20 protein-coding genes are annotated in these 19,334 nt (G+C 63.4%); 11 read left to right on the top strand and 9 right to left on the bottom strand.

Translation table 11 applies throughout. The features are described from left to right. Positions 1 to 55 precede the first annotated feature (55 nt). Both ACR0LD_RS10355 and xylA read left to right on the top strand, forming a co-directional pair. Positions 56 to 787, top strand: coding sequence for an ATP-binding cassette domain-containing protein (locus tag ACR0LD_RS10355; RefSeq protein ID WP_480636860.1), 732 nt, complete (start codon positions 56 to 58; stop codon positions 785 to 787). Positions 788 to 796: 9 nt separating this feature from the next. Further along, entirely contained in the window at positions 797 to 2,104 is a 1,308-nt protein-coding gene (xylA, locus tag ACR0LD_RS10350; RefSeq protein WP_480636789.1) for a xylose isomerase, read from the top strand. 172 nt (positions 2,105 to 2,276) lie between these two features. On the opposite strand, the gene ACR0LD_RS10345 is transcribed toward xylA, so the two are convergent. Then, positions 2,277 to 3,086: a glutathione S-transferase family protein gene (locus ACR0LD_RS10345; RefSeq protein WP_480636787.1), complete on the bottom strand. Its 810-nt coding sequence runs from the start codon at positions 3,084 to 3,086 to the stop codon at positions 2,277 to 2,279. 5 nt (positions 3,087 to 3,091) lie between these two features. Beyond that, positions 3,092 to 3,535, bottom strand: coding sequence for a cupin domain-containing protein (locus ACR0LD_RS10340; protein ID WP_170339584.1), 444 nt, complete (start codon positions 3,533 to 3,535; stop codon positions 3,092 to 3,094). A 111-nt stretch (positions 3,536 to 3,646) separates the two neighbouring features. Between ACR0LD_RS10340 and ACR0LD_RS10335 the strand changes: the two genes are divergently transcribed. Continuing rightward, positions 3,647 to 4,576, top strand: a complete 930-nt coding sequence (locus tag ACR0LD_RS10335; RefSeq protein ID WP_480636785.1) for a LysR family transcriptional regulator — start codon at positions 3,647 to 3,649, stop codon at positions 4,574 to 4,576. Between the two features lie 23 nt (positions 4,577 to 4,599). On the opposite strand, the gene ACR0LD_RS10330 is transcribed toward ACR0LD_RS10335, so the two are convergent. Genes ACR0LD_RS10330 through ACR0LD_RS10305 form a run of 6 tightly spaced genes read right to left on the bottom strand, consistent with a single transcriptional unit; the run spans position 4,600 to position 9,194 of the window. Further along, the gene (locus tag ACR0LD_RS10330) at positions 4,600 to 5,340 is read right to left on the bottom strand and encodes an energy transducer TonB (RefSeq protein WP_480636783.1); all 741 of its coding nucleotides are present in this window, start codon (positions 5,338 to 5,340) and stop codon (positions 4,600 to 4,602) included. Then, positions 5,337 to 5,732: an ExbD/TolR family protein gene (locus tag ACR0LD_RS10325; protein ID WP_480636781.1), complete on the bottom strand. Its 396-nt coding sequence runs from the start codon at positions 5,730 to 5,732 to the stop codon at positions 5,337 to 5,339. Before ACR0LD_RS10325 ends, ACR0LD_RS10330 begins: the two co-directional genes overlap by 4 nt. Next, a complete protein-coding gene (locus ACR0LD_RS10320) occupies positions 5,729 to 6,100 on the bottom strand; it encodes a biopolymer transporter ExbD (RefSeq protein ID WP_480636779.1) in 372 nt (123 codons plus the stop codon). The genes ACR0LD_RS10325 and ACR0LD_RS10320 overlap by 4 nt, the downstream gene beginning before the upstream one ends. Further along, on the bottom strand, positions 6,090 to 6,755 hold the full coding sequence (locus ACR0LD_RS10315; RefSeq protein ID WP_170356980.1) for a MotA/TolQ/ExbB proton channel family protein: 666 nt from the start codon (positions 6,753 to 6,755) through the stop codon (positions 6,090 to 6,092). The genes ACR0LD_RS10320 and ACR0LD_RS10315 overlap by 11 nt, the downstream gene beginning before the upstream one ends. A gap of 4 nt (positions 6,756 to 6,759) precedes the next feature. Beyond that, entirely contained in the window at positions 6,760 to 7,206 is a 447-nt protein-coding gene (locus tag ACR0LD_RS10310; RefSeq protein WP_480636778.1) for a hypothetical protein, read from the bottom strand. Positions 7,207 to 7,229: 23 nt separating this feature from the next. Continuing rightward, positions 7,230 to 9,194 (bottom strand): TonB-dependent receptor domain-containing protein, encoded by a 1,965-nt coding sequence (locus ACR0LD_RS10305; RefSeq protein ID WP_480636776.1) that lies wholly within the window; start codon positions 9,192 to 9,194, stop codon positions 7,230 to 7,232. A gap of 306 nt (positions 9,195 to 9,500) precedes the next feature. Here ACR0LD_RS10305 and ACR0LD_RS10300 point away from each other — a divergent pair, with 306 nt between their 5' ends. The 8 genes from ACR0LD_RS10300 to ACR0LD_RS10265 all read left to right on the top strand — a co-directional run bounded on the left by ACR0LD_RS10300 (position 9,501) and on the right by ACR0LD_RS10265 (position 18,292). Then, positions 9,501 to 10,553: a hemin-degrading factor gene (locus ACR0LD_RS10300; protein WP_480636774.1), complete on the top strand. Its 1,053-nt coding sequence runs from the start codon at positions 9,501 to 9,503 to the stop codon at positions 10,551 to 10,553. After that, a complete protein-coding gene (locus ACR0LD_RS10295; RefSeq protein WP_480636772.1) occupies positions 10,553 to 11,401 on the top strand; it encodes a heme/hemin ABC transporter substrate-binding protein in 849 nt (282 codons plus the stop codon). Before ACR0LD_RS10300 ends, ACR0LD_RS10295 begins: the two co-directional genes overlap by 1 nt. Beyond that, positions 11,398 to 12,471 (top strand): FecCD family ABC transporter permease, encoded by a 1,074-nt coding sequence (locus ACR0LD_RS10290; RefSeq protein WP_480636770.1) that lies wholly within the window; start codon positions 11,398 to 11,400, stop codon positions 12,469 to 12,471. Before ACR0LD_RS10295 ends, ACR0LD_RS10290 begins: the two co-directional genes overlap by 4 nt. After that, positions 12,472 to 13,248, top strand: a complete 777-nt coding sequence (locus tag ACR0LD_RS10285) for a heme ABC transporter ATP-binding protein (protein WP_480636768.1) — start codon at positions 12,472 to 12,474, stop codon at positions 13,246 to 13,248. 347 nt (positions 13,249 to 13,595) lie between these two features. Next, complete coding sequence (locus tag ACR0LD_RS10280; RefSeq protein WP_170356986.1) at positions 13,596 to 14,546, top strand: ABC transporter substrate-binding protein; 951 nt, start codon at positions 13,596 to 13,598, stop codon at positions 14,544 to 14,546. Between the two features lie 84 nt (positions 14,547 to 14,630). After that, the gene (locus ACR0LD_RS10275) at positions 14,631 to 15,668 is read left to right on the top strand and encodes a quaternary amine ABC transporter ATP-binding protein (RefSeq protein ID WP_480636766.1); all 1,038 of its coding nucleotides are present in this window, start codon (positions 14,631 to 14,633) and stop codon (positions 15,666 to 15,668) included. After that, positions 15,661 to 17,250 (top strand): ABC transporter permease, encoded by a 1,590-nt coding sequence (locus tag ACR0LD_RS10270; protein WP_480636764.1) that lies wholly within the window; start codon positions 15,661 to 15,663, stop codon positions 17,248 to 17,250. Before ACR0LD_RS10275 ends, ACR0LD_RS10270 begins: the two co-directional genes overlap by 8 nt. A 61-nt stretch (positions 17,251 to 17,311) precedes the next feature. After that, positions 17,312 to 18,292, top strand: a complete 981-nt coding sequence (locus ACR0LD_RS10265; protein ID WP_170390782.1) for an arginase family protein — start codon at positions 17,312 to 17,314, stop codon at positions 18,290 to 18,292. Here the strand turns inward: ACR0LD_RS10265 and ACR0LD_RS10260 are convergent. Continuing rightward, the gene (locus tag ACR0LD_RS10260; RefSeq protein WP_480636762.1) at positions 18,289 to 19,257 is read right to left on the bottom strand and encodes an agmatinase; all 969 of its coding nucleotides are present in this window, start codon (positions 19,255 to 19,257) and stop codon (positions 18,289 to 18,291) included. The genes ACR0LD_RS10265 and ACR0LD_RS10260 overlap by 4 nt on opposite strands. Between the last annotated feature and the right edge of the window lie 77 nt (positions 19,258 to 19,334).

Genomic DNA, 19,334 nt, shown 5'->3' with positions numbered 1-19,334 from the left:
TCAGAAAACGCCGCCGGCATCCGGTCGCGGTTCCGGGCAACCACCTCTGGTCGAGATGCGAGACATTTCGATCTCGTTCGGCGGGATCAAGGCCGTCGACCAGGTCTCGGTCGATCTGTATCCCGGCGAGGTGGTGGGATTGCTGGGGCACAACGGGGCTGGCAAATCGACGCTGATCAAGGTCCTGTCCGGAGCCTATCAGATGGACCACGGGCAGATCCTGATCGATGGCAAGCCGGTCGAGATCAACAATCCGCGCGACGCGCGGGCCAACAATATCGAGACAATCTACCAGACCTTGGCCCTGGCCGACAATCTGGACGCCACCTCGAACCTGTTCCTGGGACGCGAAATGACTACGCCTTTCGGTCTGGTCAACGACGCGGCGATGGAGGCCGAATGCCGTAAGATCATGGCGCAGCTGAACCCCAATTTTCAAAAGTTCAACGATCCGGTTTCGGCTCTGTCCGGTGGCCAGAGACAGTCGGTGGCCATCGCGCGGGCTGTCTATTTCAACGCCCGCATCCTGATCATGGACGAACCGACGGCCGCCTTGGGCCCGCAAGAGACGCAGATGGTTGCCGATCTGATTCACCAGCTCAAGGCGCAGGGGATCGGAATTTTCCTGATCGACCATGATGTCCATGCGGTCATGGATTTGTGTGATCGGGCCTCGGTCATGAAGAACGGCAAGCTGGTCGGCACGGTCGATATCGCGGACGTGACCGACGACGATCTGCTGTCGATGATCATTCTGGGCAAGCAGCCCGGGCAAAACTCGGAATAGGGGGCAGGTATGACAAGCGGTTTCTTCGAGGGTATCGAAAAGGTCCGGTACGAAGGCGTAGACAGTCGGAACCCGCTGGCGTTCCGTCACTATGACCCGGACGAAGTGGTGTTGGGCAAGCGCATGGAGGACCATCTGCGCTTTGCCGTCGCCTGGTGGCACTCTTTCGCATGGGAGGGCGGAGACCCGTTCGGTGGTCCGACCCTTGTCCGCCCGTGGCACCCGCAAGACGACATGGGACGCGCCCGGATGAAGGCCGATGTCGCCTTTGAGATGTTTGAAATACTGGGACAGCCCTATTTCTGCTGGCACGACGCGGATATTCGCCCCGAACAGGGCAGCTTTGCCGAAAACCTGCGCACGCTCGAGGAAATCACCGACTATATCGGTGAAAAGATGCAGGCGTCGGGAACCAAGCTGCTTTGGGGGACCGCCAACATGTTCAGCCATCGCCGCTGGATGGGGGGTGCCAGCACGAACCCTGATCCGGACGTCTTTGCCTTTGCCGCAGCAACCGTGAAATCCTGTATGGATGCGACCCACAAGCTGGGCGGCGAGAACTATGTGTTGTGGGGCGGGCGCGAAGGCTACGAGACGTTGCTGAACACCGATCTGGGGCTGGAACTGGACCATTTGGGACGGTTCCTGAACATGGTGGTCGACTACAAGCACAAGATCGGGTTCAAGGGCACCATCCTGGTCGAGCCGAAGCCACAGGAACCCTCCAAGCACCAGTACGACTACGACGCCGCAACCTGCATCGGGTTTCTCAGGAAATACGGGCTGGAAGACGAAGTGAAGCTGAACCTGGAACAGGGCCACGCGATCCTGGCTGGCCACAGCTTTGAACATGAGATCGCCGTGGCGGCGACCGAGGGTATGCTGGGTTCGATCGACATGAACCGGAACGATTATCAATCCGGATGGGACACCGACCAGTTTCCCAACAACGTGCCCGAAGTCGCGTTGGCCTACTACTACATCCTCAAGGCCGGAGGGTTTTCGACCGGGGGCACGAATTTCGACGCCAAGATCCGCCGCCAGTCGATCGACCCCGAGGACCTTGTCGCGGCGCATGTGGGCGGCATGGACGTCTGTGCCCGCGGGTTGAAGGCCGCGGCCGCGATGATCGAGGATGGCGGGCTTGATGCCGCGTTGACCGACAGATATTCCGGATGGGACAGCCCGGAGGCGCAATCCATGCTTGCCTCATCGCTGGATGAAATCGCGGCCCGAGTGTTGGCCGAAGGTATCAATCCCGAGCCTCGATCCGGAAGGCAGGAGCGCTTGGAGAACTACGTCAACAGGTTTGTCTGACGGCTAAAGGTTCAACGGTTCCGCGCCCGGAAGCCGAAGACTGGTTCGGTTTAATCAGCCGGTATTCATGACTTAAGACCGACTGTGCACCACCGGGCCATATTCGAATGCGTGTTGTGGGCGCCGGTCCTCCGCGGCGGGTGCCCCCGATCGACCCGCGTGCCTTCTGGCTTCAATCAGATGCCGGGACTACCAGCCCAAGTTCTTTGTCCGATGCCGTCCCGGCATATTTGTCCCGCGGTGGCATTGGCCTCGACTTCCAATGTGGCTCGAACGCAAAGCTCGACACTTTGCGGCCGCCCACCAACGCTCCGTTTCCGGCACCCAATGCATAGTCGTAGTAGAGTTTCACGATTTCGTCTTGTGTCACCTGCCCCGTGGCCTCATGGGCCATGCAGGCGGCTTTCCAGTTTCGGACTCTGTCGTACTCGCCGTTTGGCGGGAGTTCAAAGTCTTCGTAGTATTCCAGAAACCAGAAGCGCTGGAACATCGGTGTGAATACCGCCTCGGCCAACCCGAACTGATCGAACAGAAAAACACCGTTCGGGTTGTGGGTCAGAAGAAAGTCATTGAGGTCACGATAAAGCGCGAGCAGTTTTTCGTTGTGGGCATCTTTCTGCGCGGGGTCCTGGTTCATCACATAGACGTAGCCGGTCATCGTGAAGGCGCCCTCTTTGGCAATCAGCATCGACTCGACCGCATGCTCGGCCGGGTCGCTGCGCCGCAGCTTTGGCCCTTCGAGCATTTCATCGAGATAGCGCAGGATCACGAGGCTTTCCTTGATGATCTGCCCGTCCGGAGTCTCGAGAACCGGCAGAGCGGTCGTTCCGCGCGTTTTCTTCAGCAGCTCTGGATCGCGGGGTTTGGTGATGTCCACGACGCGGAACTCCACCCGGTCCCTCATCCCCCGCAACGCCAGCAGAATTTCAAGCCGCTGTGAAAAGGGACACACAGGAATATGATAGACGATGTGCTGGGTCATGACGTTCAATCCAATGGAGGGCCAGTAAATGACAGGTTGTACTTGGCGGCTACGGCCTCGATGTCCGGCATGTCTTCCGGAATTTTGTACTGGGCCGTTGCCATGGCGTGGAAAAAGCCCTCGAAACCTCCCGGTGTGAGAATGACAAGGTGACGGCTGGGCTCATCACCGATGACCTTGAACGTGTGTTCTTTTCCGCGGGGTATGAAGATGCTTTCGCCCGGGCCGACACGCGTTTCGACACCTTCGACCCAGACTTTGCAGACACCGGTCAAAATCACGAAGACTTCGTCTTCTGCCTGATGGATGTGCCGTGGCGGACCGCTTCCGACCGGCGAAAGGCTGTCTACAATCGACATGGCGCCCCCGGTTTCAGCGGGGTCCAGAATTGTTTTGTAACGAACGCCCTGCCATTCGAGCGTGGCGTCATCAACCAGATGATCATGCATCGCTTCTGTCCTTTGATCCGACATGAAACGAAAGCGCTTTCGGTACCTTACTTGTAGGCGCAAAAAACGGTATCAATCTAACGAAAGTTCATAATACACGGTATTACCAACATGAATTTCGCAACGCTTGATCTGAACCTGCTCCGTGTTCTTGATGCGATTCTGACGGCGGGGTCCACCACCAAGGCAGGGGAAAGACTTGGGGTCTCGCAATCCGCAGTGTCGAATGCGTTGAACCGCCTGCGGCACGCCTTGGGTGACGATCTGTTTGTGCGGCGGGGAAATCAGCTTGTCCCAACGGATTTTGCGGTTTCGATCAAGGACGGGCTGCGTGAGGAACTCAATCGACTGGAAAGTTTGCTGAGCCACAATGACGATTTCGACCCCTGGCAGGCATCCGAAACTTTCAAGATCGCGGCCAGCGACTTTTTCGCCGAGCTGCTGATGCCTGGTCTTGGGGGTGTTCTGAACCGCAAGGCTCCGAAGATGGTCGCGCAATTGGTGGATCTTGTTCCCGAGAACTATGTCGAGAGTATTGAGCGCTACAATGCTGATCTCGCGTTGATCCCGGACACAGATGCACCGGATTGGATCAGCAGAGAGGTGCTGTTCCGGTCGTCCTTCATGGTCGTCGGCCGCGTTAACAACCCATTCCTTGCACAGATCGAAGACGGCACCGAACTTCCGATGGAAACGTTCTGCGCCTTGTCGCATGTGCTGTTTTCACCCGAGGGTAAACTGGCGGCGATGGGTGATGCGGCTCTGGCGAAAGTTGGTCGGAAAAGGCACGTCGCGATGACCCTTCCGGTGTTTTCAGGGGTGTGCCGAGTGGTCAGTGCAAGCGATCTTGTGGCCTTGGTGCCTTCCCAGCTGGCCAGGAAGTTGGCGCCGGAGTTCGGCCTGAAGGTACTTGCCCCGCCGTTCGAAATCGAACCCGTCAACATCATAGCTATCTGGCACAGACGATCGGATGCAAATCCGATGGCAAAATGGATGCGGCAACAAGTGTTCGATCTGTTGAAGCCGCTGGACACCAGGTAGCCGGACAAGCGCGGGTTGAGTTTCTATTTGCTGACGATTTCCACGGTATAGGCGCGCCGGGCCGAGGCCGGCGGCGGCGGGAAGGGCGCGGCGGCCCGGACCTGCGCCAGTGCGACCTGATCCAGCCGGGCCGAACCCGAGCTGCGGGCGACGCTGACCGACGCCAGCGCACCGTTGTCGGCGATACGAAGGGCCACCAGAACCGAGCCTTGGATATTCACGCTTTTTCGACGGGCGCGCAAAATCTTGCGCTTGACCAGACCGGCATAGGTGCTGGCCTCGGCATTTCCCTGGTCCTGCGCGGCGCGGTTCGTCCATTTCGCCGAGGCCGCCCCGGTCGCCGCCTTGCCGGTGGCGCTGCCCTTTTTGCGGCTGTCCGCGGCATTCCCGGTCGGGGTGGGTGGTTTTGGAGGCCGGGCCTGCTGCGGCTGGGGTTTTTGCAAGGTCGGTGTATGGGCGTTCTGCCGCTGGGCCGGGGCCTGCGCCCGCACCCTAGTGGCCGGCTGCGCGCGCGCACGGTCGGCCGGGGCCTCTGGCGCGGTCTGTGCTGCGGAAACGGGTGACTGCTGCGCGGCCGCCGGGGGCGGGGCCACGGTTCCGGCCGCATGATCCCGGAACGAGGACCCCAGCGCCGCAGGGGCAACCGCGCCACCGCCTTCGACGAAAACCGCCTCGTCCGTGTCGAATTTGAACAGGGCGGCGGCGTGGGCCGCGGCGGCCAGCACGACCAGCGCGGCGGCCATGATGCGAGATTGCGGAATCATGGCAGGCCCCGCTCGGTCACGACAAAGACCCGGTTGGCGCCCAGGGCCCGCAGGGCGTCGCTGATCTGTTTCAGCCGCACCGCCGGCAAGGCCCGGTCGGGCACCAGCCGCACGGCGTCCAATGGCAGGTCGATCGAGGCGCGCTCGACATAGGCCGCTACATCCGTCAGCTCGGCCCCGCGATATTCCAGCACGCCGTCGGCGCGGATGACCAGCGCATCCGGCGGCTCGCGCCCTTCAAGATCCGCCGTCCGCACCAGTTGCACCGCCTGGCCCAGAGGCGGCGCCAGCGTGCCTGCGATCATGAAGAAGACCAGCATCAGAAAGACCACGTTGATCAGGGCGATCGTCGGCTCGCGGCCGGGTTTCGTTTTGGGGGTCAGGCGGATCATCCGATGACCTGCGTGCTGAGCCGGGACACGGGCGCAAGGGCGGTCAGCAAGTCGATCAACTGCTGCGAGGTCGCCCCGCCGCCCAGGCTGATAAAGGCCAGCTCGTCGGTCCGGCCGTCGAACCGGGCGGCGACCGCTTCGGGCGCGACTTCGGTGCCGTCGATCAGGATGCGGTCGCGCTCCAGCTTGATGAACCGGATGGGCCGCTGGGCCTGCGCCCCGCCCGCCGCGGCGGTGGTCAGCTCGATCTCGGCGTATTTCGAAAAGGTCGAGGTGAGCATGAAGAACAGCAGCAGCAGAAAGATGACATCGATCAGGGACGTCATCGAAAGGTGCCGGCGCCGCCTTTTGCGGGTTTCAAGCGCCATGGGCCAGCACCTCGGAGGACGGGATGGCCGGGCGTGACGCGGCGGCGTGGCCGGGGGCAAACACCGTGCGCAGGGCGCGGTTGGCAAAGACCCGTTCGCGGGTCATCCGCGCTTCGAACCAAGTCAGGACCAGCGAGGTGGGCATGGCCACGGCCAGCCCCGCGGCGGTCGTCATCAACGCAACCCAGATGCCGCCGGCCAGCAGCGCCGGATCCACCGCGTTGCCGGCCGCCTGAAGAGTGCGGAAGGCCTCGATCATGCCCAGCACGGTGCCGAACAGCCCCAGCAGCGGCGCAAGCTGCGAGACCATGTCCAGCACGTTCAGCCCGCGTTCCAGCCCGGCAAAACGCGCCTCGGCCTCGGCATCGGCGCGGTCCATCAGTTCCGGGCCGTGCCCGTCCAGCGCCATGGCGACCACCGGCGCCAGATAGCTGCGGCTTCGGTCCAGATGCGCGCGCGCGGTTGCCCGGTCGTTGCGGTCCCAGGCTTCGATGGCCTGCGACAGCTCGACATGCCGCCCGACCCCGGCGGCCTTGTACTGCCACAGCTTGTAGAGGATCAGCGCCATGGTCGCGACCGAGGTTGCGATCAGCACGGCCACGACCGGGCCGCCCAGGTCCAGAATTGCGGTCAGTCTTTGCAGAAACGCATCCATCGGGTCATCCAATCAATTCGGTCTCGAGGCGGCTGCGCAGCGTCAGGCCGGATAGGCAGGCATCGGTCAGATCGCCGGGATAGGCGCAGTCCTGCACCCCGTTGATCAGGATCCGGCTGATCTGATTGCAGGCCAGGCCGGCGAATTTGAACTGGCGTACGCGGGGCCGCCCGGCGGGCAGGTCCTGGAAATCCAGCAGCGTCAGCAGGGCCACTTCGCCTTGCGCGCCGAACAGCACCGTTTCATAGACGGCGCCGCCGATATCGGCGGGATGGGCGTTTTCGACCACGAAGCTCAGCAGGCAGCCCTGATCCTGGTCCACGGCCGAGCTGAGCTCGATCGTGACGCCGCCCGCGCCCTGCGTGTCTTCGGCACTGGCCAACCCCGCCCCCGCGATGGGGGGCAGGGTCAGCAGGACCGCCCGAACAAGGTGATGCACGGCTTTTGTCATGACGGGTCCTTTCCCTTGTGGGTTTAGAAGGTCTTGGCCACGGTCAGCTTGAAATTCCGGCCCGGCGAAATGCGGGTCGACAGGTTCGGCTGATAGGCCTTGTCAAAGATGTTCTCGATCCCGGCGCGCAGTTCGAAGCCTGCCAGCGCGCCCTCTTGCGGCAGATAGGTCGCGCGCAGGGTGTTCACCCCGTAGCCGCCCACCGGACCGCCCGAGGAATCGAGCCCCGACCTGGCGCCGAAGATCTCCCAGCTGACATCCAGGGTTTCGCCGAACCGCTTGCCCAGGGTGATCCGCGCCGAGTCCGTGGGTTCGTTGCGCCACGGCGATCCGATGCCCGCCGCGCTGAATTCGGTGGCGCTGACGATGTTGGCGTTGAAATCGACGTAGAAGCCCGTGGCATGGGCATAGGACGCCTCGATCTCGACGCCCTCGGTTTCGACCTTGGACAGGGGCAGGGACGGGGTGCCCGACACGTACGAGGTGATGTCCCACAGATCGGTGCTGTAGAAATTGACCTTGGCGCGCAGGGCGTCGCCGGCGGCGAAGATGTCGCCGCGGTCATAGGAAAAGCCGGCCTCCCAGGTGCGGGATTTCTCGGGCTGGGTCATGTAGAGCGGTGTGCCCAGATCGTCGATGATCGGCAGGCTTTCGGTATAGGCCCCGCCCGCGAACACCGCGAAGCCGCTGGCGAATTCGTAACGGGCCGACAGGCCGCCCATCAGCGCGTCGTTGTCATAGCTGGCGTTGAAGGGCGCGGCCGCGTCGCCGTTGCCCTTGATGTCCTGCGTTTCATACCGCAGCGCGGGCGTGACGGTCAGCTGGTCGCCGAGCTGGATGTCGTCGACGGCAAACAGCGCGACGCGGCGGTCGGTGCCGCCCGGCGCCGATGGGGCGTCCAGCCGCTCGCGCTCGATGAATTCCAACCCGAACCGCAGATCATGCGACGCGGCCCCGGTCTGGAAATACGCGTTGTTCTTGATCGTCAGCTTGGTGGTTTCGTAATTGTGCGTAGCATCGGCCAGCGCCCGGATGCCGGGGAAGAAGGGCGTTCCCTCCAGACTGGACGAACCGGGCACATAGCTGCTGTCGATGGATTGTTCGGAATAGCTGAGATTGACGTCCAGATCGACCAGATCGTTGCCCGCCGGCCGGTACTGGTAACGCAGAACGGCGATCCGGGTTTCGATGTCGCGGTCCACGTTGCCGAAGGCGTCCGCCGTCGTACCGAAGGAATCATAGGGCACGTCGCGCTCTTCCGAGGTGGACTGGTTCCAGGACGCGGTGATCGAATGTTCAAGGTTGTCGCCAAAGCTGTATTTCCCCTTGGCCAGCAGCGACGGCAGGGTAAAGGCGCTGTTGCCGATCGTGTCGCCGTTCCCGTCCTTCTGATCGCTTTGGTCGCGATAGGTGTAGTTGAACAGGAATTCGGTCTGCCGGTTGGGTTGCCACGCAAGGATCGACGACGAGGCAAAGCCGCTGCCGTTGGAATACCCCTCGAGCGTCTGGCGGAAGCGGAACCCCGGCTCGCCGCCGGTGAAGTCCGACGCGTCCTTGGTTTCCAGCTGAACCACGCCGCCGACGACGCCCGAGCCGTATTCGAAGGACCCGACCGTGCCGCGGATGACCGAGACGCTTTTGTACAGCTGCGGATCGGTGAACAGCTGGTTGCCGATCCGGTACAGCTCTTCCGCGCCGGTGGTGGCGCCGTCGACCAGGATCAGAACCTTCTGGTCGGTGCCGAAGGTGCCGTTGGCCCCGTATCCGCGGATGTTGATGCCCGATCCTTGCGGGGTCGAGCCGTTCACCAAGGTGACGCCGGGAACCGAATCGATCAGCTCGGCCACCGTGTTGGCCTGACGGTCGTTGATCTCTTCCTGGTCGATATTCGTGACCGGAACCGCGGTGCCGGTCTGGATCTCGCGTTTGCTTTCGCCCAGTTCCAGGGTCCCGAGGAACCCGTCATCCTGTTCCTGCGCCCAAACCATGGACGCCATCAAACCAAGGCAAGAGGCAGTCCCAAGCAGGCCTGCAATATGAGTACGCGCACGCATTTCTGTCCCTTCGAAACAAGTGTGAGGACCGGAGATGCTTGCAGTTCGCTGGCGCTGGTCAGTTTTTTTCTGTTTTTTGGAATCGCCTGTTCGCGGCGACTTGTGCTCGTTAATAAAGGTGACTAAAACAGTCAACATAATTTCGTGCCTGTAATTTCGGCACTGCCAGCAGGGCGCTGTTTGCGATCAGCACCTGGGCCAGCACCCCCTTGGAACCACGAAGAAGACGGGAAACCCGCTATGGAACAGGTGCTTATGGCTCCTCAGGATATTCGTGCTGCCTATGCGCAGAAGACAGGCCAGCGAGACCGCGATTTCGCGGAAACGCTGGGGTTGAGCGAGGGCCAGCTGGTCGCGGCCTTTGCCGGGCAGAGCGTAACGCGGCTGAACCCCGGCCTTGACGGGCTGTTCGGCCAGTTGGCTGGTTTGGGCGAGGTCATGGCGCTGACGCGTAACCCGTCCTGCGTGATCGAAAAGATCGGGCGATACGACAATTACCACAGCGGCCAGCATGCCGCGATGGTGCTGACCGAAGAGATCGACCTGCGCATGTTCCCCGCGCAATGGCACCATGTCATTGCCGTCGAGCGGGAAACCGAGGCCGGTCTGCGCCGCTCGATCCAGGTGTTCGATGCGGCCGGGGACGCGGTTCACAAGATCATCCTGCGCGATGGCTCGGACCTGGGCCACTGGGACAGCTTGGTCCGGACACTGGCTGCCGAGGATCAAGGCCAGACGATGGCGGTCGCGCCGCGCAAACCGGCCGAAGCGCCCAAGGCCAATGCCGACAAGGCCGACGCCCTGCGCCGCGAATGGGCAAAGATGACGGACACGCACCAGTTCCTGCACCTGACCTCCAAGCTCAAGATGAACCGGCTGGGCGCCTATCGCATCGCGGGCGAACCGCTGGCCCGCGCGGTTGATCCCGCGGCGGTCACAGGCCTGTTCGAACAGGTGCGGGACCTGCAGATCGAGGTGATGATCTTCGTCGGCAACCGCGGCTGCATCGAGATCCACGGCGGCCCGGTGCAAAATCTTCAGCAGATGGGGCCGTGGTTCAACGTGCTGGATCCGGGCTTCAACCTGCATCTGCGCAGCGATCACCTCGCCGAGGTCTGGGCCGTCGACAAGCCGACCCAGCGCGGCCCGGCGATCTCGGTCGAGGCCTTCGACGCGGACGGTGCCCTGATCCTGCAGATCTTCGGGCGCCGCACCGGCGAAGCCGATCATCGCCCTGCCTGGGACGCGCTGGTGGCCGCGCTGCCCGGCCCGGCCGATACCGGAGCGGCATGATGCGGGGCCTGGTGACACTCTGCGCCGCCCTGCTGGTTTCGGCGGCGGCCGCGCAGGCCGAGAGCAACCGCGTGATCGCCATCGGCAGTTCGCTGACTGAGATCGTCCATGCCCTAGGCCAGCAGCACCGACTGGTCGGCCGTGACCGCAGCTCGACCTGGCCGCCCGAGGCGGCGGATCTGCCCGATGTCGGGTATCGCCGGGCCCTGTCGCCCGAGGGCGTGCTGTCGGTTGCCCCCGACCTGATCCTTGCGCTCGAAGGGTCGGGCCCGCCCGAGACCATCGCGGTGCTGCAGGAGGCCGGTGTGGATTACGTCACCATTGCCGACGAGTTCTCGCGCGATGGCGTCATCGACAAGATCCGCGCCGTCGGGGCCGCGCTGGGGGTCGAGGCCGAGGCCGAAGCCCTGGCGGCCGAAACCGCGCGCCGGCTGGACCGGGCGCTGGCCCAGGCGTCCGCCGCGCAGGACACGCCGGTGAACGTGCTGTTCCTGCTTTCGGCTCGGGGCGGCGAATTTGTCGTCGGCGGGGCCGAGACCCAGGCCGATACCATCATCCGCATGGCCGGAGGCAAAAACGCAGCCGCCGATGTGACGGGTTTCAAGACGATGACGCCCGAAGCCATGGCCGCCACCGCGCCGGACGTGATCCTGATGATGGAGCGTCAGGGCGGGCCGATCCTCTCGGAGGAAGAGCTGTTCGCGCTGCCCGCGGTCCGGCTGACCCCGGCGGGGCGGAACCGGGCGCTGATCCGGATGCCCGGCGCCTATCTGCTGGGCTTCGGCCCGCGCACCGCCGACGCGGTCATGGATCTGTCGGCCGCATTGCGGGGCGTCCGGGGCTCATGACGCTGGCACTGGACAACGGCGCGCCCCCGACCGCCGCGGCCCGCAGGTCGCGGGCGGCATGGGTCACCCTGGCCCTGGTCGGCCTTCTGGCCGTGACCAGCGTGGCCAGCATCTCGGTCGGCGCGTCCGAGGCCTCGTTGAAGATGGCCGTGTCGGATCTGCTGCATGGCCGAGGCCTGTCGGATCTGAACCGGATCGTGCTGTGGGACATCCGTCTGCCGCGACTGGCGATGGGCATCCTGGTCGGGGCGGCGCTGGCGGTGTCGGGCGTGGTGATGCAGGGGCTGTTCCGCAACCCGCTGGCGGATCCGGGCATCGTCGGCGTCAGCGCCGGGGCTGGGCTGGGCGCGATCACCGCCATCGTCTTCGGCAACCTTCTGCCCGCCGCCGTTCTGGCCTGGGTCGGCAGTGGCCTGGTCGCGGTTGCCGCCTTTCTGGGCGGCTGGGCTTCGGTGCTGATCCTCTATCGCGTTTCGACGCGCCAGGGGCAGACCTCGGTGGCGACGATGCTGCTGGCCGGCATCGCCTTGGCGGCCCTGTCGGGCGCGGTGTCGGGGGTCATGGTGTACATCGCCGACGATCAGCAGCTGCGCGATCTGACCTTCTGGGGTATGGGGTCGCTGGCCGGCGCGACCTGGACCAAGGTCGCCACCGCCGCGCCCTTGATCCTGGCGTCGATCCTGTGCGCGCAGCGTCTGGCCCGCGCCCTGAACGGCCTGGCCATGGGCGAAGCGGTGGCGCATCACATCGGCATTCCGGTGAAGCGCAGCAAGAACATCGCGATCCTTACAGTGGCCGCCGCCACCGGCGCGGCCGTGGCCGTGTCGGGCGGGATCGGGTTCATCGGCATCGTCGTGCCGCATCTGCTGCGGCTGGGCACCGGCCCCGATCACCATCGGCTGCTGATGAATTCCGCCTTGCTGGGCGCCGCCCTGTTGCTAGCCGCCGACATGATCAGCCGGGTGATCGTGGCCCCGGCCGAACTGCCGATAGGCATCGTCACGGCCATTCTGGGCGCGCCGGTGTTCTTCTGGATCCTGCTGCGCCGCCACGGATCGATGGGAATGTGAATGATGAAAGCTGAAAATGTCAGCGTCCGCATCGGGCGCAAGCAGATCCTGCGCGATGTGGATTTCCTGGCCGAACCCGGAGAGGTCACTGCGATCATCGGGCCCAACGGATCGGGCAAATCCACCTTGCTCGGGGCGCTGTCGGGCGACATCCCGCACACCGGCCGGATCACCTTGAACGGCCAGGACATCGCGGCCTTGCAGCCCTGGGAACTGGCGGCGATGCGGGGCGTTCTTCCGCAATCCTCGGCGGTCGCCTTTCCCTTTACCGCGCTGGAAGTCGTACGGCTGGGCCTGCCCGGTGGCCTGGCCGACGGCGACGACGCCTTGCCGTCGCGCGCGCTGGCGCATGTCGATCTTGCGGGGTTCGAGCCGCGCTCGTACCAGAACCTGTCCGGCGGCGAGCAGCAACGCGTGCAGCTTGCGCGCGTTCTGGCCCAGGTCTGGAGCGCGGTGCGGCGCGACCGGCCGCGCTGGCTGTTGCTGGACGAACCCGTCGCCAGCCTGGACATCGCGCATCAGTTCACGGTTCTGCGCATCGCGCGCGAATTCGCCGATCAGGGCGGGGGCGTCGTGGTCGTGATGCATGACCTGAACTTGACCGCGTTGTTCGCCGACAAGGTCTGCGTTCTGTCGAACGGAGAGGTCTGGCGCACCGGGGCTGTTTCGGACGTCATGACCAACGCGGTGATGCGGCAGGTCTATGGCATCGATCTGCCGGTCAGCACGCTGCCGGCAACTGACGTTCCGTTTGTCTTGCCGCAGGCGCTGGTTTGAGGCCCAATCCCCACTGAACCAAACTGCATGGCAGCCAGATTTCATGCAGCAGGCATACCAATCCAACGCACGGTCTAACGGGCTTCACCCCGACGCGTGGGACCGTTATTCGGAATTTAGCGAAACCATTTTGCGAGAATTTCGAAACCGTGACCCCGGTTCGAAGTTGCGCTTGATGGGTCAAACGGCAGGTGCTTCACTTTTTTAAGTGCGGGGCGTGTTCACATGCGAAACGCGCTCAATACACCCGAGACGCTGACCCGATCTCGACGATCAGGCCCGTCCGCCTGATCGCTTTCGATCAACGAGAATCAGCGCCGAAGACGACCAACATGGAGAGATGCAACATGAACAAACTTGCTACGTTACTGGGGGGCGCATCGATGGCGGTCGCTGCCCCGGTTTTTGCTGCCGATATCGTGATCGGTGTGCCGAACTGGGCGTCGGTGAACGCCACCGCGCACATTCTTGAAGTCGTTATCGAAGAAAACCTTGGCCTTGATGTCGAATTGCAGAACGGCACCAACCCCATCGTCTTTGAAGCGATGGATTCCGGCGCGATGCACGTCCATCCGGAAGTCTGGATGCCGAACCAGCAGAACCTGCACGACACCTATGTCAAGCAGAACGGCACAGTCGTGATGAACGAGAACCCGGTTCAGGCCGAGCAGGGTATGTGCGTTCCGACCTACATTGCCGAGGAATATGACATCAAATCCATCGACGACCTGAGCGATCCGGACAAGATGGCCATCTTCGACACTGACGGAAACGGTACCCCCGAGGTTTGGATCGGCGCACCCGGCTGGGCTTCGACCGTGGTCGAGAAGATCCGCGCCAAGTCCTATGGCTATGACCAGATCTTCGAGCTGACCGAGTACGAAGAAACCATCGCCTATGCCAACCTGGCAAACGCGACGAAGGCCGGCGATCCGTGGATCGGGTTCTGCTACAGCCCGCACTACATCTTCGTGACCCAGGATCTGACCGTGCTGGAAGAGCCGCCGCATGATCCGGCCACCTGGACAATCGTGCAGCCCACCGATGACCCGGACTGGCTGGACAAGTCCGAGGCCTCGACCGCGTGGAACGGCGCAACTCTGCACCTGCACTACGCCAAAGAGCTTGAGGAAAACCACCCCGAGGTCGCGGCCCTGTTCCGCAACTACCAGATGCAGGGTGATGATCTGAGCGCGATGGGCAAGGCGCTGGCCGTGGACAACATGGAAGCAGCCGATTTCGCCCGCCAGTGGGTGGCTGAAAACGAAGACACCGTTATCGGCTGGCTGACGAACTAAATCACAAACGCTTGGGGCCGCCGCGACTGATCGCGGCGGCCCTTTGCCTGTTTGCCGGGATGCAACCCCGTAGATGAGGGGCAAATGGACGAACCTGTCGTAAAACTAGAAAATGTCTGGAAAATTTTCGGCGCACGGGCCGAAGAAGCCATGGCTGCGGTCCGGAATGAAGGTATTGGAAAACCTGAAGTTCTTGAAAGATTCAATTGCGTGGTCGGCGTTCAAGGCGCCACGTTCGAAGTGCCGCGTGGCGAGATTTTTTGCATCATGGGCCTGTCGGGTTCAGGCAAGTCGACTCTTGTGCGCCATGTCAATCGCCTGATCGAGCCCACGGCCGGAAAGATCGAGATCATGGGGCAGGACGTGTCCAAGATCTCCGAGTCCGAACTGCGCCGCATCCGCGCCCAGCAGATCGGGATGGTGTTCCAGCACATGGCGCTGATGCCGCACCGTTCGGTGCGCGACAACGTGGCCTATCCGCTTGAGATCCGCAAAGTCTCGAAATCCAAGCGCTGGGCGGTCTCCGATCATGCGCTGGGCCTGGTGGACCTGACCGGTTACGAGGACCGGCTGCCCAAGGAACTGTCGGGCGGGATGCAGCAGCGCGTGGGCATTGCGCGCGCGCTGGCTTCGGACCCGGAAATCCTGTTGATGGATGAACCATTCTCGGCACTGGACCCGCTGATCCGGCTGCAATTGCAGGATCAGTTCAAGGCGCTGGTGGCGCAGCTGAAGAAGACCACGCTGTTCATCACCCATGACCTGGACGAGGCCATTCGCATCGGCCACCGCATCGCCATCATGAAGGACGGTGTGATCGTCCAGATCGGCACGCCCGAGGACATTGTGATGAACCCGGCCGACGACTACGTGCGCGAGTTCGTGCAGGGCATATCCAAGCTTAAACTGGTCAAGGCACATTCGATCATGGAGCCGTTGGAGAGTTATTCCGGCCCGCTGGATGGCGCGCCGCGCGCCGATGAGGGCGCAGACCTCGACCAGCTGATCGACCTGGCCGTGAACACTGAGCTTCCGGTGGTGATTACCGATGGCGGTCAGAATGTCGGTGTCGTGACCAAACCACGCCTGTTGCGCGGAATTCAGGGGGGCAAAAATGACTGATGCAACCACGGAATTGAAAGTCACGGCCGCCTCCGACATCGAGGTGGACCGCGAGGCGCTGGATCGGTCGATCCAAGAATTCGCAGGCCCCAATGGTGACTACTACGTCAACGCCTTTCACAAGATCCACGATGCGACCAGTCCGATCCCGAACACGTTCAACCTGTGGGCGGCGGTGCTGGGGCCGTTCTGGTCCGCCTCGCGGGCGATCTGGGGAATGTTCTGGACCTTCCTGATCCTTGAGATCATCGCCTGGGTGCAGATCGGTCGCGGTGCCTGGGGTAACCCGGGGGCCGATCTGGCCGAACGCGCGGCCCGTCAGCAGGAACGCGCAAATGAGCTGCTGGCCCGCGCGGCGGATGCAACCGAGAAGGCAGACATAGACCGGTTCAACAAACTGGCCGCGAATATCCAGAAAGCGGCTGACAGCAGCCTTGAGAAAGCGCAGCTGGCACAGTCCGAAGCCCTGGGGATCATGGTCACCGGGCTTCTGATGCTGCTGGTTTTCAAGCTGGTTCAGGGGTTCTACGCTGACCGGGTGTACGAAAAACAGTACTCGAACTGGCGGATCAACCCCGACAACACCGAAAGCGGCCGCTCGACTCGGAACACGGTTCTGGGGGCAGTTCTGATCGCTGCGATCGGACCGCTGATCGTTTACAAATTCACGGTGAATGCCTCGCTTCCGCTGCTGGATGCCTTCCCCGAGAAACAAGTCTCCGAGATGATACTCGGGCCTGATCAGGGAACACTGTTCTCGGTCGTGGCCAGTTGGATGGAGGCCCGGATCGACGCCGCAGCCGCCGCGGGCGGAGACATTTTCGACGGGATCGTTGCCGGTGTGCGCTCGGTTCTGGACGGGCTGACCGTGGCCCTGATCGGGTCGCCCTGGCCGGTGGTCATGCTGGTGATCTGCGTGACCGCGTGGCGCGCGGCGGGTCCGCGCGTGGCGATCTTCACCGCCGCGTCGTTGGCCTATATCGCGCTGCTGGGCTATTGGGACGTGGCGATGGAGACGGTGGCTTTGGTGGGCGCGGCCGTGCTGCTGTGCGTCACCTTCGGCATTCCGCTGGGCATCTGGTTCGGCAAATCCAAACGCGCCTATCGCGCGGCCGAGCCTGTGCTGGACCTGATGCAAACCCTGCCGGCCTTCGTCTACCTGATCCCGATCATCGCCTTCTTTGGCACCGGCAACCCGCCGGGCATCCTTGCTACGATCATCTTCGGCATGCCGCCGGTGATCCGCCTGACGGCGCTGGGCATGCGCGGGGTGCCGGAAAGCATCAAAGAGGCCGCCGTGGCCTTTGGCGCCTCGAAATGGCAGTTGCTGAAGGACGTGGAAATCCCGCTGGCGCTGCCGTCGATCATGACCGGCGTGAACCAGACCATCCTGATGTGTCTGTCGATGGTCGTGATCATCTCGCTGATCGGCGGCGGGGGTCTGGGCAAGGAAATCCTTGAGGCGCTGCAATACGCGGCCAAGGGGCCGGGCCTGCTGGGTGGCTTTGCGATCCTGTTCCTGGCCATGGTCATGGATCGCATCGTTCAGGGCGCCTTCCGACGCGAAGACGAAAAGATCTGACGCGACAGCCGCCCCCCGGGTCACCCGTGGGGGCGGTTTCATTTAAGGGCGGGGAGACATGATGGCGGACCGCTACGAACAATCCATGATGGACAACCTGTACTGGTGGGGCGTGCCGACCCTGTTCCGGTGCCCCCATGTGGGGCCGCAGGACCAGGATATCGCCCTTGTGGGCGTGCCGCATTCCGCCGGCAACGGCACCACCGAGCGCGACCAGCATCTGGGCCCGCGTGCGCTGCGTCATGTCTCCGCCGTGCAGCGCCGGGTGCATTCGCTGTTCCAGATCGATCCGTGGTCGAGCGCGCGCATTGCCGATGTTGGCGACGTGCCGTTCCCGCGCGCCAACGACAACGAGGATTGCATCGAGCGTATAACCGCCTTCTACCGTGACATCGACGCCGCCGGTGCGCGGCCCGTTTCGGTGGGCGGCGATCACTCGATCACGGGCGGGATCGTGCAGGCGCTGGGCCGAGGCGAACTGGCGGGCGGGCAACCGGTCAGCTTTCTGCATCTGGATGCGCATACGGATGTGTTCACCAAGGTCGATCATTTCCTGGGGGCCAAGAAGTCCGCCGCGCATTGGGGGGCTTACTTGGCCGATCAGGGGCAGGTGGACCCGACCCGGTCGATGCAGATCGGGTTGCGGGGGCATCCGCGCAGCCTGGACTGGCTGCAGCCTTCATATGACTATGGCTACAACATCGTCACTATGCGCGAGTTCCGCCAGCGTGGCTTGGCCGATGTGGTGGCCCAAACGCGCGATGTTCTGGGCGACCGGCCGGTCTACATCACCTTCGATCTCGACTGCCTTGATCCGACCATCGCGCCGGGCGTGTCGAACCTGGAACCCGGCGAGAAGGGTTTTGACATCGACGAAGCCGTAGGCATTCTGCATGCCGCGCGGGGGCTCAACATCGTCGGCGGCGATGTGGTCTGCATGATGCCGACCAAGGACAGCCCCAACAACATCACCGCGCTGACGGCGGCGGCGGTGATGTTCGAGATGATCTCGATGATCGCCGAGAACGTCGCGCGGGCCTAGCGCCGCGCGTCGATCGCCTGGGCCAGCACGCACAGCAGTTCGAACATCAGCGAAATGCCCAGCCACGCGGTGCCGCCCGCCGGGTCAAAGGGCGGCGAGACCTCGACCAGATCCGCGCCCACAAGGTTCAGACCTTCCAGCTTGCGAATGACCTGCTGGGCCTGAAAGCTGTTGGGGCCGCCAATCTCGGGCGTTCCGGTGCCGGGGGCATGGGTGGGGTCCACGAAATCGATGTCATAGGTGCAATAGCAGGGCGCGTCGCCGACGATCGCGCGGACCTCGGTCATGACATCGTCGATGCCGCGATCGAACAACTCTTCGATGCAAATGATGCGGATGCCTTGCGCCTCGCCCCATGCGATATCCTCGGTGTTGTAGGCGGTGCCGCGAATGCCCACCTGCACGAAGCGTTCGGGATCGACCAATCCTTCCTCGACCGCGCGGCGGAACGGGGTGCCATGGGTGTATTTGTGCCCGCCGAAATAGCTGTCGAACAGGTCGGTATGGCTGTCGAACTGGATCAGCCCCAGCGGGCCGTCGCTGGCCAGCGCCCGCAGGACGGGCAGGGTGGTCAGGTGATCGCCGCCCGCCGTCAGGGGCACTATGCCGCGCAGCGTCAGGTCGGTGTAGAAGCGGGTGACGCGGTCCAGCGTATCCTCGATATCCACCGGGTTGGGCGGCACGTCACCCAGGTCGGCACAGTTGACCAGCTCGAACGGGGCAACCCCGGTCACCGGGTTCATGGCGCGGATCATGGTGGACTGGTCGCGCAACTGCCGCGGCCCGTGCCGCGCGCCGGGCCGGTTGGTGGTGCCCCCGTCCCAGGGGATGCCGACCAGCCCAAGCTCGACCAGATCGATCCGGTCGTCGTCCGCGGTCAGGGCCGGCAGACGCATGAAGGTGGGGACACCGGCAAAGCGGGCCAGCTCCATCGCCGAGACGGGTTGAAAGAACGCATTTGCCATGGGGCCCCCTGTGTCGTGGTTTGCCCGAGCCTAGCGCCAAGCCCGCGTCAAAAACACCCGGTCCGCGACACAGCAAC

The sequence above is a fragment of the Ruegeria sp. BF8 genome (assembly GCF_056538625.1).
The sequence above is the reverse complement of the archived record's forward strand: the minus strand, read 5'-3'. Positions and strand labels throughout refer to the sequence as shown.

Excerpts from the sequence above, each read along its gene's own strand:
- ACR0LD_RS10340 (WP_170339584.1), bottom strand. The coding sequence starts at position 3,535 with ATGCATGATCATCTGGTTGATGACGCCACGCTCGAATGGCAGGGCGTT.
- ACR0LD_RS10300 (WP_480636774.1), top strand. The coding sequence starts at position 9,501 with ATGGAACAGGTGCTTATGGCTCCTCAGGATATTCGTGCTGCCTATGCG.
- ACR0LD_RS10280 (WP_170356986.1), top strand. The coding sequence starts at position 13,596 with ATGAACAAACTTGCTACGTTACTGGGGGGCGCATCGATGGCGGTCGCT.
- ACR0LD_RS10345 (WP_480636787.1), bottom strand. The coding sequence starts at position 3,086 with ATGACCCAGCACATCGTCTATCATATTCCTGTGTGTCCCTTTTCACAG.
- ACR0LD_RS10270 (WP_480636764.1), top strand. The coding sequence starts at position 15,661 with ATGACTGATGCAACCACGGAATTGAAAGTCACGGCCGCCTCCGACATC.
- ACR0LD_RS10285 (WP_480636768.1), top strand. The coding sequence starts at position 12,472 with ATGATGAAAGCTGAAAATGTCAGCGTCCGCATCGGGCGCAAGCAGATC.
- ACR0LD_RS10310 (WP_480636778.1), bottom strand. The coding sequence starts at position 7,206 with ATGACAAAAGCCGTGCATCACCTTGTTCGGGCGGTCCTGCTGACCCTG.
- ACR0LD_RS10260 (WP_480636762.1), bottom strand. The coding sequence starts at position 19,257 with ATGGCAAATGCGTTCTTTCAACCCGTCTCGGCGATGGAGCTGGCCCGC.
- ACR0LD_RS10325 (WP_480636781.1), bottom strand. The coding sequence starts at position 5,732 with ATGATCCGCCTGACCCCCAAAACGAAACCCGGCCGCGAGCCGACGATC.
- ACR0LD_RS10295 (WP_480636772.1), top strand. The coding sequence starts at position 10,553 with ATGCGGGGCCTGGTGACACTCTGCGCCGCCCTGCTGGTTTCGGCGGCG.
- ACR0LD_RS10275 (WP_480636766.1), top strand. The coding sequence starts at position 14,631 with ATGGACGAACCTGTCGTAAAACTAGAAAATGTCTGGAAAATTTTCGGC.
- xylA (WP_480636789.1), top strand. The coding sequence starts at position 797 with ATGACAAGCGGTTTCTTCGAGGGTATCGAAAAGGTCCGGTACGAAGGC.
- ACR0LD_RS10290 (WP_480636770.1), top strand. The coding sequence starts at position 11,398 with ATGACGCTGGCACTGGACAACGGCGCGCCCCCGACCGCCGCGGCCCGC.
- ACR0LD_RS10265 (WP_170390782.1), top strand. The coding sequence starts at position 17,312 with ATGGCGGACCGCTACGAACAATCCATGATGGACAACCTGTACTGGTGG.
- ACR0LD_RS10320 (WP_480636779.1), bottom strand. The coding sequence starts at position 6,100 with ATGGCGCTTGAAACCCGCAAAAGGCGGCGCCGGCACCTTTCGATGACG.
- ACR0LD_RS10335 (WP_480636785.1), top strand. The coding sequence starts at position 3,647 with ATGAATTTCGCAACGCTTGATCTGAACCTGCTCCGTGTTCTTGATGCG.
- ACR0LD_RS10355 (WP_480636860.1), top strand. The coding sequence starts at position 56 with ATGCGAGACATTTCGATCTCGTTCGGCGGGATCAAGGCCGTCGACCAG.
- ACR0LD_RS10315 (WP_170356980.1), bottom strand. The coding sequence starts at position 6,755 with ATGGATGCGTTTCTGCAAAGACTGACCGCAATTCTGGACCTGGGCGGC.
- ACR0LD_RS10330 (WP_480636783.1), bottom strand. The coding sequence starts at position 5,340 with ATGATTCCGCAATCTCGCATCATGGCCGCCGCGCTGGTCGTGCTGGCC.
- ACR0LD_RS10305 (WP_480636776.1), bottom strand. The coding sequence starts at position 9,194 with ATGGTTTGGGCGCAGGAACAGGATGACGGGTTCCTCGGGACCCTGGAA.